At 57.1% G+C, this 15,455-nt stretch carries 12 protein-coding genes; 7 read left to right on the top strand and 5 right to left on the bottom strand.

All coding sequences use genetic code 11. The annotated features are described in order from the left end of the window. Window positions 1-3 precede the first annotated feature (3 nt). The 3 genes from MWU55_RS03995 to MWU55_RS03985 are packed head-to-tail and all read right to left on the bottom strand — an operon-like array spanning window position 4 to window position 3,988. On the bottom strand, window positions 4-990 hold the full coding sequence (locus MWU55_RS03995) for a branched-chain amino acid ABC transporter permease (RefSeq protein WP_246934438.1): 987 nt from the start codon (window positions 988-990) through the stop codon (window positions 4-6). Window positions 991-1,001: 11 nt separating this feature from the next. Further along, window positions 1,002-1,826, bottom strand: a complete 825-nt coding sequence (locus MWU55_RS03990; protein ID WP_246934437.1) for an ABC transporter ATP-binding protein — start codon at window positions 1,824-1,826, stop codon at window positions 1,002-1,004. After that, a complete protein-coding gene (locus tag MWU55_RS03985; RefSeq protein WP_246934435.1) occupies window positions 1,823-3,988 on the bottom strand; it encodes an AMP-binding protein in 2,166 nt (721 codons plus the stop codon). The genes MWU55_RS03990 and MWU55_RS03985 overlap by 4 nt, the downstream gene beginning before the upstream one ends. Before the next feature lie 214 nt (window positions 3,989-4,202). Between MWU55_RS03985 and MWU55_RS03980 the strand changes: the two genes are divergently transcribed. Beyond that, on the top strand, window positions 4,203-6,125 hold the full coding sequence (locus MWU55_RS03980) for a PAS-domain containing protein (RefSeq protein ID WP_246934434.1): 1,923 nt from the start codon (window positions 4,203-4,205) through the stop codon (window positions 6,123-6,125). Next, the gene (locus tag MWU55_RS03975) at window positions 6,122-6,823 is read left to right on the top strand and encodes a response regulator transcription factor (protein ID WP_246934433.1); all 702 of its coding nucleotides are present in this window, start codon (window positions 6,122-6,124) and stop codon (window positions 6,821-6,823) included. Before MWU55_RS03980 ends, MWU55_RS03975 begins: the two co-directional genes overlap by 4 nt. Here MWU55_RS03975 and MWU55_RS03970 read toward each other — a convergent pair. Then, complete coding sequence (locus MWU55_RS03970) at window positions 6,820-7,584, bottom strand: DeoR/GlpR family DNA-binding transcription regulator (protein WP_246934431.1); 765 nt, start codon at window positions 7,582-7,584, stop codon at window positions 6,820-6,822. The genes MWU55_RS03975 and MWU55_RS03970 overlap by 4 nt on opposite strands. Before the next feature lie 215 nt (window positions 7,585-7,799). On the opposite strand from MWU55_RS03970, the gene glpD reads away from it, so the two are divergent. Beyond that, on the top strand, window positions 7,800-9,371 hold the full coding sequence (glpD, locus tag MWU55_RS03965; RefSeq protein ID WP_246934430.1) for a glycerol-3-phosphate dehydrogenase: 1,572 nt from the start codon (window positions 7,800-7,802) through the stop codon (window positions 9,369-9,371). A 28-nt stretch (window positions 9,372-9,399) separates the two neighbouring features. On the opposite strand, the gene fdhF is transcribed toward glpD, so the two are convergent. Continuing rightward, window positions 9,400-12,150 carry a formate dehydrogenase subunit alpha gene (gene fdhF, locus MWU55_RS03960; protein ID WP_246934429.1) on the bottom strand — a complete coding sequence of 917 codons (2,751 nt, stop codon included), beginning with the start codon at window positions 12,148-12,150 and terminating at the stop codon, window positions 9,400-9,402. A 145-nt stretch (window positions 12,151-12,295) separates the two neighbouring features. Here fdhF and MWU55_RS03955 point away from each other — a divergent pair, with 145 nt between their 5' ends. From MWU55_RS03955 to MWU55_RS03940, 4 genes are read left to right on the top strand one after another with little or no spacing between them, the layout of a single operon-like run. After that, window positions 12,296-12,946 (top strand): histidine phosphatase family protein, encoded by a 651-nt coding sequence (locus MWU55_RS03955; protein WP_246934428.1) that lies wholly within the window; start codon window positions 12,296-12,298, stop codon window positions 12,944-12,946. A gap of 12 nt (window positions 12,947-12,958) precedes the next feature. Continuing rightward, window positions 12,959-14,014 carry a saccharopine dehydrogenase gene (locus tag MWU55_RS03950; protein WP_246934427.1) on the top strand — a complete coding sequence of 352 codons (1,056 nt, stop codon included), beginning with the start codon at window positions 12,959-12,961 and terminating at the stop codon, window positions 14,012-14,014. Window position 14,015: 1 nt separating this feature from the next. Further along, window positions 14,016-14,264 carry a SemiSWEET transporter gene (locus MWU55_RS03945; RefSeq protein WP_246934425.1) on the top strand — a complete coding sequence of 83 codons (249 nt, stop codon included), beginning with the start codon at window positions 14,016-14,018 and terminating at the stop codon, window positions 14,262-14,264. 11 nt (window positions 14,265-14,275) lie between these two features. Continuing rightward, on the top strand, window positions 14,276-15,418 hold the full coding sequence (locus MWU55_RS03940) for a saccharopine dehydrogenase family protein (protein WP_246934424.1): 1,143 nt from the start codon (window positions 14,276-14,278) through the stop codon (window positions 15,416-15,418). Window positions 15,419-15,455: the final 37 nt, after the last annotated feature.

Below are 15,455 nucleotides of genomic sequence, written 5' to 3'. Positions count from 1 at the left end.
TGATCAGACCCTCTCGATGATTTTTTCGCCAAACAGGCCTTGAGGCCTGAAGATCAGGAAGACCAGAGCCAGCACATAGGCAAACCAGTTCTGGGTTGCGCCGCCGACCATCGGGCCGATAGCGAATTCGAAAAGCTGCTCGCCCACGCCGATGATCAGACCGCCGATGATAGCGCCCGGGATTGAGGTAAAGCCACCCAGCATCAGAACCGGCAAAGCTTTCAGAGCAATCAGCGACAGCGAGAACTGCACACCCGACTTGGCGCCCCACATGATACCCGCGACCAGAGCCACAAATCCTGCGATCGACCAGACCAAAACCCAGATGAAGCGCAGCGAGATGCCGACCGACAAAGCTGCCGAGTGGTCATCTGCCACCGCACGAAGCGCGCGGCCCTGCTTGGTGTATTGTGAGAAGATCACCAGCACAGTCACAAGGACGATCGCCACCAACGTTGCCACAAGATCGAGGTTGTCGATAAAGAAGCCATAACCAAACCAGCCATAGGTCGTTTCGTCGATGGCCACGTTCAGGCCCTGAGGCAGTCCAACGTCAAGCGTCTTGATCTCGGACCCCCACATCATGTCGCCGAAGCCTTCCATGAAATAGGCCAGACCAATGGTCGCCATGAACAGAATGATGTCAGGCTGACCGATCAGGTGTTGCAGGATGTATTTCTCAACCAGCCATGCAAAGAACACCATGACCCCTGCCGCCAATATGATCGCGATGATCGATGGTACTTGCCACGGGAAGTGGTGGATGTGAGTGCCAAAGATTGCGTTGATCAGGTGGCTGAAAGGCACTTGGCCCTGCTGAATGCCCACCAGCGTCAGTGCTGCGAACAGCGCCATAACACCTTGGGCGTAGTTAAAGATACCGGACGCCTTGAAGATCAAGACAAAGCCCAGCGCGACGAGTGCGTAGAGAACCCCGGCCATCAGACCGTTTAGGGTAACCTCAATCGCAAAGAGTAATTGTTCAGGCATGATCTCCCCCTTTAGTCGTGCGACACGCCGAGATAGGCGTCGATCACATCCTGGTTGTTGCGCACCTCGTCGGGTGTGCCGTCCCCAATTTTCTTGCCGTAATCCATCACGACCACGCGGTCGGACAGGTCCATGACCACGCCCATATCGTGTTCGATCAGGGCGATGGTGGTTCCGAACTCGTCATTCATGTCGAGGATAAAGCGGGACATGTCCTCTTTTTCCTCAACGTTCATGCCGGCCATCGGTTCGTCGAGCAAAAGCAGCGACGGCTCCGCGGCCAGAGCGCGGGCAAGTTCCACACGTTTTTTCAGACCATAAGGCAGGCGCCCAACGGGCGTTTTGCGGATGTGCTGAATTTCAAGAAAGTCGATGACTTTCTCGCACGCTTCGCGGTTTTCGATCTCTTCACGTTCCGCTTTGCCTTTCCAGATCGCCTGCTGGAAGATGTTTGCTTTCATCTTGTTCAGACGGCCCGTCATGATGTTGTCCAGAACAGTCATACCGTCAAACAGCGCGATATTTTGGAATGTCCGGGCCAAACCTTGCTGGGCGACCTGATACGGTTTCATCTGTGGGCGTTTCGATCCGCGGAAGTAAACCTCGCCTTCTTGGGGTTTATAGAACCCCGAGATGACGTTCAGCATCGAGGATTTACCAGCGCCGTTCGGGCCGATGATCGCGCGGATCTCGCCTTCGCGGATGTCAAAGCTGATGTCCTTGATCGCAACCACACCGCCAAAGCGCAGCGTGATGTTCTTGAGGTCCATGACCACGGGGCCAATGGTGCGCCCGTCTTCGGTGACGTAGCTGTCGGCGTTCATATCGGTCGTCATTCTGCCGCCATCCCCTGAGTGTTACCCACCACAGCCGCATCGCGGATTTCCAGGGTGGCGTTGATCGATCCCTTACGGCCGTCCTCATAGGTGACCTCAGTTTCGATATATTGCTCGGACTTCCCGCCATAGAGCGCTTCGATCAGCGGAGCATACTTCTCTTCGACGATCTTGCGGCGCACCTTACGGGTACGGGTCATTTCGCCATCATCGGCGTCCAGTTCCTTGTGCAGGATAAGGAAGCGGTGAATCTGACAGCCCGAAAGCATTTCGTCTTCAGCAACCGATTTATTGACCGTTTCAACGTGTTCCTGAATGGTCGAAACCACATCCGGGTGCCCAGCAAGTTCCTGATAGGAACCATAAGCCACGTTGTTACGCTCGGCCCAGTTGCCGACGGCGGTCAGGTCGATGTTGATGAAGGCCGTACACATGTTGCGGTCATTGCCGAAGACAACTGCCTCCAGAATGTCCGGGTAGAACTTTAGTTTGTTCTCGACATATTTCGGCGCGAACATCCGGCCATCGGCCATTTTTCCAACGTCCTTTGCACGGTCGATGATGCGCAGGTGACCATTGTTCTTGTCGAAGAAACCAGCGTCGCCTGTTGCCACCCAACCCTCGGGGTCTTTGGTGTCTGCCGTGCTTTCCGCGTTGTTGTAGTACTCAACAAACGTGCCTGGCGAGCGATAGAAAATCTCGCCATTGTCTTCTATGCGAACTTCGACACCCGGAGCCGGGACACCAACAGTGTCATTGCGCACTTCTCCATCCGGCTGGACGGTGATGAACACGGTGGCTTCGGTTTGACCGTAGAGCTGTTTGAGGTTGATCCCCATCGAGCGATAGAACGCGAAGATTTCCGGACCAATCGCTTCACCGGCGGTGTAGCCAACACGAATGCGGCCAAAGCCTAATGTGTCTTTCAGCGGGCCGTACACCAGCACATCACCACAGCGATACTTGAAGTATTCCTGCAGATTGCCGCGATACAGCTTCAGACCAATCGGGTCCTTCGCTTTGAAGTGCTTGCGGACGTTCTTTCCGTGACGCAGCTTGGCGAAGCCCAGACGGATGCTGTTCTCGATGATTGCCTCGGCAGCAAACCCGATCCCCATGGCGTAGTTAAAGCCGTGGCGGAGTTTTTGTTCCAGCGTCTTCTTCTCGGTCGTGACCTTGCGCTTCGGCATGCCGAATTTCTCGCCGGCGCCACCTTTTGCGTATTCCATGAAGTGGTGGAACAAGGCGTATTTCAGATCGCCACTGTCTTCCATCCGGATCATCACGTTGGTCAGCTGAGTCTCAAAAACACGTGGCGGAGCGAAATAGTATGTTGGCCCAATTTCGCGCAGATCGGTCATCATTGTGTCCGCCGATTCCGGGCAGTTCACGCAGAAACCAGTCCACATGGCCTGACCAAGCGAGAAGATGAAGTCACCCACCCACGCCATCGGAAGATAAGCAAGGATGTCTTCGTTCAGACCCAAGTTATCGAACTCGGACGAGTTCTTAGCGCTTTCGATGATGTTGCGGTTCGACAGAACCACGCCTTTCGGGCGACCAGTGGTGCCCGAAGTGTAAAGCATCACGCAGGTGCTGTCGTAGTCAAGTTCGGCTTCGCGGGCGGCCATCTCGTCTTCCAGACGGGCATGGGCCACGCGACCTTCTTCCTGAATGTCGGCATACCAATGTAGGTGGCTGTGGTCGTATTTCCGCAAGCCACGTTTGTCATAGTAGAGCACGTGTTCGATGTGATGGATCTTGTCCTGCACCTCGATCACTTTATCGACTTGTTCCTGATCCCCACAGATGACGAAACGCGCACCGCAATGGTCCAGCACGTATTCCATCTCTTCGACCACGGCGTCTTGATACAGCGGCACCGGGACAGCGCCCACTTTCTGTGCTGCGACCATGGCCCAGTAGTGGGCCGGACGGTTGCGGCCAATAATGGCCACGTGGTCTCCGCGGTTGATCCCCAAAGCCAACAGACCCAGCGCGAGGTTCTGAATTTCTTCAGCGGCCTCTGCCCAGGTCCAGCTTTGCCAGATACCGAATTCTTTCTCCCGATAGGCCGGGCGATCTCCATATTCCTTCACATTCCGCGCGAGTAGTGCCGGAATAGAGGCGTATGCCCCTGAAGCGACTTGATCCTGTGCCAAATTTTCCTCCCACCGTCGGTTGGCCGACGTTCCCGGTCGCCAAGCGATTCTTGCCTGACAACCCTGACTAAAAAAAACTCGCGGTCAAAGGTTTCGGCACTTTTTCCCAATTCTATCGAATTGTTACAGGACCCGTTTTAATACGAAACTCCGCTGTCATTCCTCTTTTACCTTAGTAAATCAGGTGCTAGCGATAGGGGCAGGAGAACACCGCTTGCCTTTACAATCGACAGAAACGGCCATTTTGACCCAAGCCGGGCTGAACCTGATCCAACAGGCGCTGTCCATCTATGACCGACGGCTGACGCTGGTGATTGGAAATCGACAGTTTCAGGACATGTTCGACCTGCCCGATCAGCTTGTCCGCCCCGGCGCGGCTTTCTCCGAAACAATCCGCTATCTGGCCGAGCGTGGCGACTATGGCGAGGTCGATGATATCGACGAGTTTGTGCAGTCTCGTGTCGATCAAGCGCTGGACTTTGAACCGCACTACATGGAACGCACGCGCGCCAATGGTCGCGTGATCTCGGTCGAGGGGCACCCGATCCCTCAAGGCGGCTGGGTAACTGTTTACACCGACATCACCCCGATCAAACGGCAGGAAAGTCTTCTGCGCGCCCGGTCTGAAGAGCTGTCAGATCAAGTTCTGAACTACACCGAAGAACTGGGCCAAACCAACAGGGCGCTGGCGTCCGCCAACACCGCGTTGGAAGAAACCAAACGGCAGCTGACCGAGATGGAAAGCCGCACGCGCCTAACCGCCGAGATGATGCCAGCACATATCGCGCGCATTGATCACGATCTTCACTACACCTTTTCCAATCGCAGACTGGGGAAGGTCATTCCAGGCCGCCCAACGGACCTGCTGGGTCTTCACGCAAGCGAAGCCTTGGGCACTGAGGCCTATGCGCAAATCAGCCCCTATTTCGCGCGCGCCTTCGAAGGTGAATCCAGCGTGTTTGAATTCACGCATGAAACTTCAGGCCGCCGAATTCGTGTTGCGCTGACTCCGGATCGAGACGAAGACCAAATCACTGGCGTCTACATCCTGTCGATGGATGTCACAGAAGAAGCCCAGTCGCGCGCCGCCCTTGCCCAGACCCGCAAACGCGAGCTGGCGGCACAGCTGACATCTGGCGTGGCGCATGATTTTTCGAACCTGCTGACCATCATCATGGGGCTGCAAAGCCGTTTGGCGCAGATGAAGATTGGTGATGACGCGCAGGAACTGGTTCAGGCTACCAATGCCGCCGTGCGCCGTGGCGGCACACTGCTGGAACGTATCGCCACGATTTCGGGCCGACGGGATGTGCATATGGAGCCGGTCAACGTCCCCGAAATGTTGATAGGGCTGGAAAGCCTCGCGGGGCCAACACTTCCGCAAAACATCAACCTGACCATCAGCGCATCCGATCTGGACAAGCTCGTTGTTTTGGATGCCGGGGCCATTCAGGATGGACTTCTAAACCTGATTATCAACGCAACCCATGCGTTGGGTGAAACGGGTGGTGACATTCTTCTGACCGCCCGCCCGATCCGCGAAACCTGGATCGAGTTTCGCGTGACCGATACCGGGCCGGGCTTTGCCCCCGAAGCGCTTGAGCACGCTCTGGACCCGTTTTTCACCACAAAGGGCGGGGAAGGTTCCGGGTTGGGTCTGTCCATGGTTTATGACCAAACCACTGTTGCAGGGGGTCGCGTGAAAGTTTTCAACAGCGATGAAACCGGCGGGGCGGTTGTCTCGATCCGCTTACCACTTCGCATTCCGGCGCAACCAATCTCTCCGCGCCTTGTCCTTCTTATCGAAGACAGCGATGACATCCGCATCTCGGTCCGTGAAATGCTGATCAGCATGGGCCATCAGGTGATCGAAGCAAGCTCGGCCGAAGAAGCACTGGGCCTGACTGGGATTGAAGGGCTGGGCCTCATCTTGTCAGATGTTATACTTGAAGGCGCGCAAACGGGGCCGGAGTTTCTGGACGCGCTATCTCAGGCCGGGGTAACCGTGCCCATGTTGCTTATGACATCGCTTCCACCAGATGACGCGCGCCGCAAAGACACACCATTCCCGGTCCTGCCCAAGCCGTTCACCACAGGTGAACTCGCCACTTTCCTGTCGCAAGAGGTTCCATCTTGACCCAACACATGATCGCCATTCTGGATGACGAACCCGAAATCCGCCGCATGCTGTCCCACGCGTTAGAAGAGGCCGGATTTCGCACCGCCGCATTCGCCCGCGCGACCGAGTTCGAAGCCGCGTTGAACACCATGTCACCAGATGTCTGTCTGGTAGATCTGGGGCTACCTGATCGGGACGGTCTGACGCTTGTCCACCGGCTGGCGTTGGAAAGTGGGGCGTCGATCATCATCATCTCGGGCCGTTCAATGGTGCAAGATCGGGTCACCGGTTTAGAACTTGGGGCGGATGATTACATCGTCAAACCCTTTGAACCTGCCGAGGTCGTCGCCCGCGTCCGCGCACGCCTGCGCGATCAGAAGCCGGGCAACACATCGTTGAACACCGCACATTTCAACGGCTGGACCGCCCATTTCGACCGCTATGTGCTTGAAGATGAAAGCGGTGAAGAAACCGCCTTCTCGCACGCCGAAGGAGAGGTCCTGCGCCTGTTCCTCGACGCCCCCAAACGCCTGATCTCTCGGGCGCAAATGCAAGAAACATTAGGCGGCATGGCAGGGGAAAGCTTCGACCGCGCAATGGACGTTCGCATTTCCCGCCTTCGCACTAAACTGCGCGAAGACCCCAAGAACCCGCGACTGATCAAAACAATCTACGGGGCGGGGTATATCTTTCTGGGCGATGTGCGCTGGGGTTAACCCGCCACAATCGCAATCTTGGTTCCGCTTGTCGTGCACAGGTTCGCACTGGCTTCTGGCAACGACTGATCCGTGAACATCACATCCACATCCGCCAGAGTGCCAATGCGAACGGGCGCCTTGCGGTCAAATTTGCTGTGATCAGCCACCAGCCACACCTTGTCGCTTTGCGCGATGATGGCTTGGCTGACACTGACCTCGTGAAGGTCGAAATCCAAAATGTCGCCCGCATCATTCAAGGCAGAGCACCCGATCACCGAGATATCGAACCTGAAGTTTCGGATCAGGTCCGTGGCAAGCTCTCCGACCAGCCCGCCATCGGACCTGCGCAGGCTTCCCCCCGAGACTATAACCTGAATATCCGGGTTGGCGGACAGGATCACAGCGATGTTCAGGTTGTTGGTCACAACCAGCAGTCCCTTGTGATGCAGAAGCTCAGCGGCAACAGCCTCGGTCGTGGTGCCGATGTTTAGGAAGACCGAGCAATCATTTGGGATCTGCCGCGCACACGCCCGTGCGATATCAACCTTGGCGGACTGGTTCAGCTGGCGACGCTCATCATAACCAATGTTCGCTGTGGTCGAGGGCAAAATGGCCCCGCCATGCACCCGTTCCAGTGCGCCTTCATCCGCAAGTTCGGTCAGGTCTCGGCGAATTGTCTGGGGCGTCACGCCAAAATGATCGACCAGCATATCGACAGTCACTTTCCCCTCACGCCGGGCGATCGCGATTATTTCTGGCTTGCGCAATGTGATGGTCATTCGACACCAATTCGAAAAGCTTCATGTTCGTTTCGAGCACATATGCGCCGTGGGAGCATTGAAAATCCAGCTTTTTCACAGTTTCTGAAGCCTTTAAACTGTGTTTTTCGACATAAAACCCCACCAAAACGAACGCAAACGAACATTTTACCCTTCTAATTTACGTCATTTTCGCGCATTTTCCGCGTAACCACGACTCATGTGAAGGCAATGCCATGCAAAGCGACTTCGATCTTTTGATCATCGGCGGCGGAATCAACGGCTGCGGGATTGCCCGCGATGCGGCAGGCCGTGGCCTGTCCGTCTGTTTGGCCGAGATGGGGGATATCGGCGGCGCGACGTCCTCGGCCTCGACCAAATTGTTTCACGGTGGTTTGCGATATCTGGAGTATTTCGAAATCCGCCTTGTGCGCGAAGCGCTGGTCGAACGTGAGACCCTTCTGCGCGCCATGCCACATATCTCGTGGCCGATGCGATTTGTCCTGCCCTATCACCACTCCATGCGGTTCGATAGTTCAACACCCACATCGCGCCTGTTGAACACCGTAGTGCCGTGGATGAAAGGCCGCCGCCCCGGTTGGTTGGTGCGCTTGGGGTTGTTCCTTTACGACAATCTTGGAGGGCGTAAAATACTGCCCGGCACGACGCGGGTGGACCTGCGAGACAGCCCGGAAGGGCATCCCTTAAACCCGATGTTTGAAAACGCGTTTGAGTATTCGGACTGCTGGGTCGAAGACGCACGACTGGTCGCCCTGAATGCCCGTGACGCGGATGACCGCGGGGCCGAGATCAATCCACGCCACAAGGTCACTCAGGCCTTGGTGAAAGATGGCATTTGGCATGCGACACTCACCAACTCGGACACCGGGGCAGAACGGCAGGTTACGGCCCGAATGCTTGTTAACGCGGCCGGACCTTGGGTGGCGGACACCTTGGGTCAGACACTCGGCAGCAACGCGAAGGCCAATATCCGGCTTGTGCGCGGCAGTCATATCGTCACCAAACGCCTTTTCAAGCACGACAAATGCTATTTCTTCCAAGGCCAGGACGGGCGCATCATTTTTGCCATCCCGTATGAGACCGATTTCACCCTGATCGGCACCACCGATGCTGATCATGTGGACCCCGACACGCCACCCAAATGTAGCGACGAGGAACGTGATTATCTGATCACCTTCATCAACCAGTATATAAAAGACGATATCTCCAAAGATGATGTTGTCTGGACCTATTCGGGTGTTCGTCCTCTTTTCAATGATGGCGAAGGTGACGCAAGCGCCGCGACGCGCGACTACGTTCTACGGACCGATCACGTGCAGGGCGCACCGGTTCTGAACATCTTTGGCGGCAAGATCACCACCTATCGTCGCCTTGCCGAAAGCGCGCTGAAAAAGGTCGGAGCTGAACTGGGCCCGGTATCAGACAACTGGACCGCCGGAGTGGCCTTGCCCGGCGGCGATTTCCCCGTGGATGGCTTTGACGCATTGGTGGCTGGCCTTCAGAAAGACTATCCCTTCCTGACCCCGCGCCACGCCAAACGGCTTGCTCGTGCATACGGAACGGATGCAAAGCTGATCCTGGGCGATGCGAGGTCGGCCGAAGATCTCGGCAAAGACTTCGGCGCAACACTGACCGAAGCCGAGCTTCGCTGGTTGATGGATAAAGAATACGCTCAGCGGGTCGAGGACGTGATCTGGCGGCGCAGCAAGCTAGGTCTGTTGTTGGATACGGACCAAATCGAGCGCATCGACGCGTGGATGCAGGTGGAACGAAAAACGCCGACTTAAAGGCCGGCGTTTTCCGAGTGTCTCTGGATCACTCAGCGGCGATCTGGTTGGTTTTCTCGACCTTCACAGCACAGAACTTCATCTCGGCGATCTTACCGTAAGGGTCGAGCGCCGGATTGGTCAAAAGGTTTGCTGCTGCTTCAACAAAGGCAAACGGCAGGAAGACCATATTTTCAGCGACCGCATAATCCGCCCGCGCCATAACCTCGATGGTGCCGCGCCGGGTTGTCAGGCGCACCATGTCACCAGCCTCCAAACCCATGTCGCGCAGAGTCTTCGGGTTCAGTGAGCAATTGGCCTCGGGTTCGATCGCGTCGAGCACCGTGGCACGACGTGTCATCGATCCAGTGTGCCAGTGCTCCAGCTGACGACCTGTCGTCAGAACCATCGGGTATTCGTCATCCGGCACTTCATCCGGCGGGATGATCGACGCAGGCGCAAAGCGCGCGCGCCCATTTTCGCGCGGGAACTTGTCACCAAACACGACCGCTTGCCCCGGATCTTCCGGTGAAAGCGACGGATAGGTCACAGCATTCTGCGTTTCCAATCGGTCCCATGTGATGTGGGACAGCGACGGCATAACCAGTTCCATCTCGGCGTAAACCTGGCTTGGATGGTCATAAGTCCACCCCATGCCCATCCGATTGGCCAGTTCGGTGGTGATCCACCAATCCTCTTTCGCCTCGCCCGGGGCGGGAACGGCCGGGCGGCACATCTGAACCTGACGGTTGGTATTCGAAGTCGTACCCGTTTTTTCCGCCAGCGCAGCCGCCGGGAAAATCACATCCGCATAGCAGGCAGTTTCGGTCAGGAAAATGTCTTGGCTGACAAGGAACTCCATCCGGCGCAACGCTTCACGCACGTGGTTCACATCCGGGTCAGACATGGCCGGGTTTTCACCCAGAATATACATACCCTTGATCTTGCGATCGTAAACCGCGTCCATGATTTCAACCACAGTCAGACCGGGGTTCGGGTTCAGTTCCTCAACGCCCCAAACGTCACGATAGAGTGCCTGTACGCCTTCGTCCTTCACCGACTTGTAGTCCGGATAGAACATCGGGATCAGGCCCGCATCCGACGCGCCTTGCACGTTGTTCTGGCCGCGCAACGGGTGCAGACCCGTGCCGGGTCGCCCCACATTGCCGGTCATCAACGCCAGTGCGATCAGGCAACGTGAGTTGTCGGTGCCGTGCACGTGCTGGCTGATGCCCATACCCCAGAAAATCATGCCATTCTTGCCAGCTGCAAAGGTGCGGGCAGCGGCACGCAGCTCGTCCGCGTCGATACCGCAGATGGGGGCCATTTCTTCGGGCGAGAAGGCCTTCAGATGCTCGCGCATCGCTTCCCAGTTTTCAGTGTGCTCGGCGATATAGGTGTCGTCTTGCAAACCTTCTTCGGCGATCACATGCATGATCGCGTTCAGCATCGAAACGTCCGCGCCCGGCTTGAACTGCAAACGGTGAGTCGCGAAGCGGCCCATACCAACGCCACGAGGGTCCATGACAATCAGCTTTCCACCACGTTGGGTGAACTGCTTGAAATAGGTCGCCGCAACCGGGTGGTTTTCGATCGGGTTCGACCCAATAACGATAGCCACGTCCGCGTTTTCGATCTCGTTAAAGGTCGCGGTCACAGCGCCCGAGCCGACATTTTCCAAAAGCGCCGAAACGGACGAAGCGTGGCACAGACGCGTGCAGTGGTCGACGTTGTTGTGGGTAAAGCCCTGACGGATGAACTTCTGGAAAAGGTACGCTTCCTCGTTTGTGCATTTGGCCGAGCCAAACCCGGCAACCGCTTCGCCACCATGTTCGTCGCGCAGCTTCAACAGTCCGTTGGCGGCGACATCCAGCGCCTCGTCCCAAGTCGCTTCGCGGAAATGGGTGAACGGGTCGGCTGGATCGACATTCAGGCCCTTCTCGGCGCCCTCTTTTCGAATCAGCGGCTTGGTCAAGCGATGCGGGTGGTTGATGTAATCAAAACCAAAGCGCCCCTTCACACATAGACGCCCTTCGTTTGCAGGACCGTTGATGCCCTCGGCATAAACCACCTTGTCGCCCTTCACCTTCAGACTGACCTGACAGCCAACACCGCAGAAGGGGCAAATGCTCTCGACTTCTTTGTCGAAATCGGAGGTGTCTTGAACCTTGGCCGGCATCAAAGCGCCTGTGGGGCAGGCCTGCACGCATTCACCGCAAGCCACACAGGTCGACGCGCCCATTGGATCATCGATATCGAAGACCGGATAGGCATCATGACCACGTCCGGCCATGCCGATCACGTCATTCACCTGTACTTCGCGACAGGCACGCACGCAGAGGTTACATTGGATACAGGCGTCCAGATTGACGCTCATCGCGACGTGGCTGTCATCCAAAAGCGGCACGCGGCCTTCTTCCAGCTTCGGAAAACGGCTTTGTTCAACTTCGTTAAGCGTGGCCATGTCCAGCAAATGCGACGAGGTATCATGCGCCTGATCCGGCTGGTCGGTCATCAGAAGTTCGACCACCATTTTCCGGGCCGATTTCGCGCGAGCATTGTCAGTGACGACCACCATGCCATCAGCGGGTTCACGGATGCACGAAGCCGCCAGAGTACGCTCGCCTTCGATCTCGACCACACAAGCGCGGCAATTACCGTCGGCGCGCAGATTCGGAACATCCTTGTGGCACAGATGCGGAATCAGCGTACCTTCACGCTTGGCCACATCCCAGATACTTTCGCCTTCGCGAGCCACAACTTCGCGCCCATCAAGGGTGAATTTGATACCGTCGCTCATCTGTTCCTCCGTTATCCGAGGTGTAGTATAAACCATGTGCGGCGCGACGTCAGTTCGTCATTCCCGACGCAAGTCATCGTTTTTGCGCCAGCCCCCCTTTTCGAATTGGATCCAATTCTCTAGCAATGGGTCAAAGGAGTCTTCTATGACCACCATCACCTTGATCCGCCACGGACAAGCCAACAACACGGCCACCGACGAAGCGGGCTATGACCGGCTGTCCGATTTGGGTCGCCAACAGGCGCGTTGGTTGGGACAGCATATGCGCGACACCGGTCAAAGATATGAACGGATTTACGCAGGCACGCTAACCCGCCATCAACAAACTGCCGAAGAATGGGGGGCCGAAAGCTTCACCGCCGACGCCCGTCTGGACGAAGTGCGGTATTTCGATTTGTCCGAACGGATGCATGCGCAGTTTGGCATTCCACACCCAACCGGGCACACAGATTTTATTGACCACCTGCCCCTGACCTTCGCCGCCTGGCAGGAAGGGAAAATCGAAGGTGCTCCAGAGAGCTTTCATGATTTCCAGACCCGAGTCTCGGACGTCATTCACGAGATTGCCGAACGCGGTGAGGATGCGATTATCTTCACTTCGGGCGGTTTCATCGGCATGGCCACGCGGGTCGTGATGGGGCTGGATTTGGCCCCGTTCACCCGCGCGATCCTTCCGATTATGAACAGCTCGATCCATCGAATGCGCTTGATGGATGCCGGGCTGACACTGACGCAATTCAACGCGGTGCCGCATCTGGAAGCCAAAGACCGCCACCACGCCCAAACACATTTCTAAGGAGTTCGCCCCATGACACATCTGTGGGTCCGTGCAGAGCAACGTGAAAACGAAGACCGGGTTGGTCTGACGCCGGAAGGGGCGGCAGAACTGATCAAAGCGGGCATCCGCGTGACGGTCGAAGAAAGCAGTGTTCGAGCTATTGGCATTGACGGCTACAAGGATGCAGGCTGCAAGATCGCGGCCGAGAACAGCTGGCCCGATGCGCCCCGCGATGCGATTATTTTCGGCTTGAAAGAGCTGCCCGAGGACGGCACCCCCCTTCCCCACCGCCACATCATGTTCGGCCATGCCTTCAAGGGCCAGCACTCGGGTCGTGCGCTGCTGGAGCGCTTCAAAGCGGGCGGCGGAACGCTCTATGACCTTGAGTATCTGGTGGATGAAACGGGCCGCCGTGTGGCAGCGTTTGGCTATTGGGCTGGATTTGCGGGCGCGGCCGTTACGCTGAAAGCCTGGGCGGCCCAACAACACGGCAAGCTTTGCGGCCCGGTCGGCGCGTACAAAAACAAAGACGCCCTGATAGACGAGCTGCGCGCCGAGTTGGACGCCACCGGCATCGCCCGTCCGAATGCCATTGTCATCGGAGCCCTTGGCCGCGTCGGCACCGGCGCCTCGGACCTGATGGAGGCGATGGGCGTTTCTGTAACCAAATGGGACATGGCCGAAACCGCAAGCGGGGGGCCTTTCCCCGAAATCCTCGACCATAACCTCTTCATCAACTGTATTCTTGCGGGTCCACAAACTCCGGTTTTCGTCCCCAAAGACGCAATGAGCGCAAACTGCAATCTGACCGCCATCGGCGACGTGGCATGCGACCCGGACAGCGACTACAACCCAGTGCCCGTCTATGACAAAGCGACCAGCTGGGATGCCCCTGCCCTGCGCGTGGCCGAAGACCCCGTGTTGGACGTTATGGCCATCGACAATCTGCCCTCAATGCTGCCCTTAGAAAGCTCGATTGACTACGCCGGGCAGCTCCTGCCGTCACTCGCGACTCTCACCGATCTGACCACAGGCGTCTGGGGCCGAGCCGAGGCGACCTTCCATACCCACATGAAGGACATCTAAGATGGAAACCTTGATTGGCAGCCTAGCTGGGATCATCAGCACGATCTGCTGGATGCCACAAACCATCCGCACATGGCGCACGCGGCAAACCAAAGATCTGTCGCTATCCACCAACCTTCTGGTGCTTTTGTCGGTCACGCTGTGGCTGATTTATGGCGTCATGCTAGCCGCGTGGCCGATGGTCATCGCAAATGCAATCGCAATAGCGCTGGTGGGGTCCATCATCGTTGCGAAACTGAAATTCGGCTGAAAGGAAACCTTATGACTATCCACTGGTGTGGCACCGGCCTGTCGGCCATCCCCGGCCTGCGTCGTCTGATTGAGAATGGACGAGAGGTCACCGTCTGGAACCGGACCGTCGAAAAAGCACAAGAAGCCATGGGCGATCTGACCAAAGACATCCGCGCGTTTTCGCTGGACGCTCTGGCCGACGCCCTGAAACCTGGCGACATCGCCGTGTCAATGCTGCCCGGAGACCTGCATGTCCCCGTCGCCAAACTCTGCCTCGAGAAGGGCGCGCATTTCGTGTCCTCCAGCTATATCGCGCCCGAAATGAAGGCGCTGGATGGCGCGTTCAAAGAAGCCGGGCTGGCCTGCATAAACGAGATCGGTCTGGACCCCGGCATCGACCACCTAATGGCGCACTGGCTGGTCGCGGACTACCGCGCCTCGGACGCCTATGATGTGGGCAACAAGCTGAGCTTCATATCCTATTGCGGCGGCGTCCCAAAAATCCCGAACCCGTTTCGGTATAAGTTCAGCTGGTCGCCTTTGGGCGTTCTTAAAGCCCTGCGCTCCCCGTCAAAATCCATCAAAGACGGCAAGCCCTACGACGTCGCCCGCCCATGGGACGCGATCAGCAGCTACGACGCGCCGCTTCAACAATCCGAAAGCTTCGAGGTTTACCCGAACCGCGACTCGATCCCCTTCATGGAGGACTACAAGTTTGACCCCGCATGGGACGTCGACACCTTCGTGCGCGGCACCCTGCGTCTGAACGGCTGGGCGGATGCGTGGAAAGACGTGTTTGCCGAGGTCGAAACGCTGGAAGGTGACGCCGGTGACGCCCGCCTGAAGGAAATGTCCGACCAATTCTGGGATGAAAACTCATATGAAGATGGCGAACCCGACCGCGTGATCATGTGCGTCGCGTTGAAGGCTCAGAAAAACGGCGCTGATGCCTATCACAAAACTTATGTCATGGACGCTTGGGGCGACGATCGTGGCACCGCCATGGCGCGGCTTGTTTCGACCCCCGTATCGCTTGCCATCGACATGATCCTTGACGGCAAGGCGCCTGCAGGCGTCACCGCAGCCACCGCCGATCCCGAACTGATCGAGACTTGGATGGGTCACGTGAATGAACTGGCCCAACACGTCGCCGTGGTCGATCACACCGCCTGATCGCGACGTCGCAAAATGACCAGCATGGCGGATAAGC

Origin of the sequence: Aliiroseovarius sp. F20344 (assembly GCF_023016155.1) — a bacterium.
Taxonomy (GTDB): domain Bacteria; phylum Pseudomonadota; class Alphaproteobacteria; order Rhodobacterales; family Rhodobacteraceae; genus Aliiroseovarius.
The sequence above is the reverse complement of the archived record's forward strand: the minus strand, read 5'-3'. Positions and strand labels throughout refer to the sequence as shown.

What these genes read in the sequence shown, in the direction of transcription:
- MWU55_RS03970 (WP_246934431.1), bottom strand. Translation starts at nt 7,584, where the DNA reads ATGACCATCACATTGCGCAAGCCAGAAATAATCGCGATCGCCCGGCGT.
- MWU55_RS03945 (WP_246934425.1), top strand. Translation starts at nt 14,016, where the DNA reads ATGGAAACCTTGATTGGCAGCCTAGCTGGGATCATCAGCACGATCTGC.
- MWU55_RS03955 (WP_246934428.1), top strand. Translation starts at nt 12,296, where the DNA reads ATGACCACCATCACCTTGATCCGCCACGGACAAGCCAACAACACGGCC.
- MWU55_RS03940 (WP_246934424.1), top strand. Translation starts at nt 14,276, where the DNA reads ATGACTATCCACTGGTGTGGCACCGGCCTGTCGGCCATCCCCGGCCTG.
- MWU55_RS03990 (WP_246934437.1), bottom strand. Translation starts at nt 1,826, where the DNA reads ATGACGACCGATATGAACGCCGACAGCTACGTCACCGAAGACGGGCGC.
- MWU55_RS03950 (WP_246934427.1), top strand. Translation starts at nt 12,959, where the DNA reads ATGACACATCTGTGGGTCCGTGCAGAGCAACGTGAAAACGAAGACCGG.
- glpD (WP_246934430.1), top strand. Translation starts at nt 7,800, where the DNA reads ATGCAAAGCGACTTCGATCTTTTGATCATCGGCGGCGGAATCAACGGC.
- fdhF (WP_246934429.1), bottom strand. Translation starts at nt 12,150, where the DNA reads ATGAGCGACGGTATCAAATTCACCCTTGATGGGCGCGAAGTTGTGGCT.
- MWU55_RS03995 (WP_246934438.1), bottom strand. Translation starts at nt 990, where the DNA reads ATGCCTGAACAATTACTCTTTGCGATTGAGGTTACCCTAAACGGTCTG.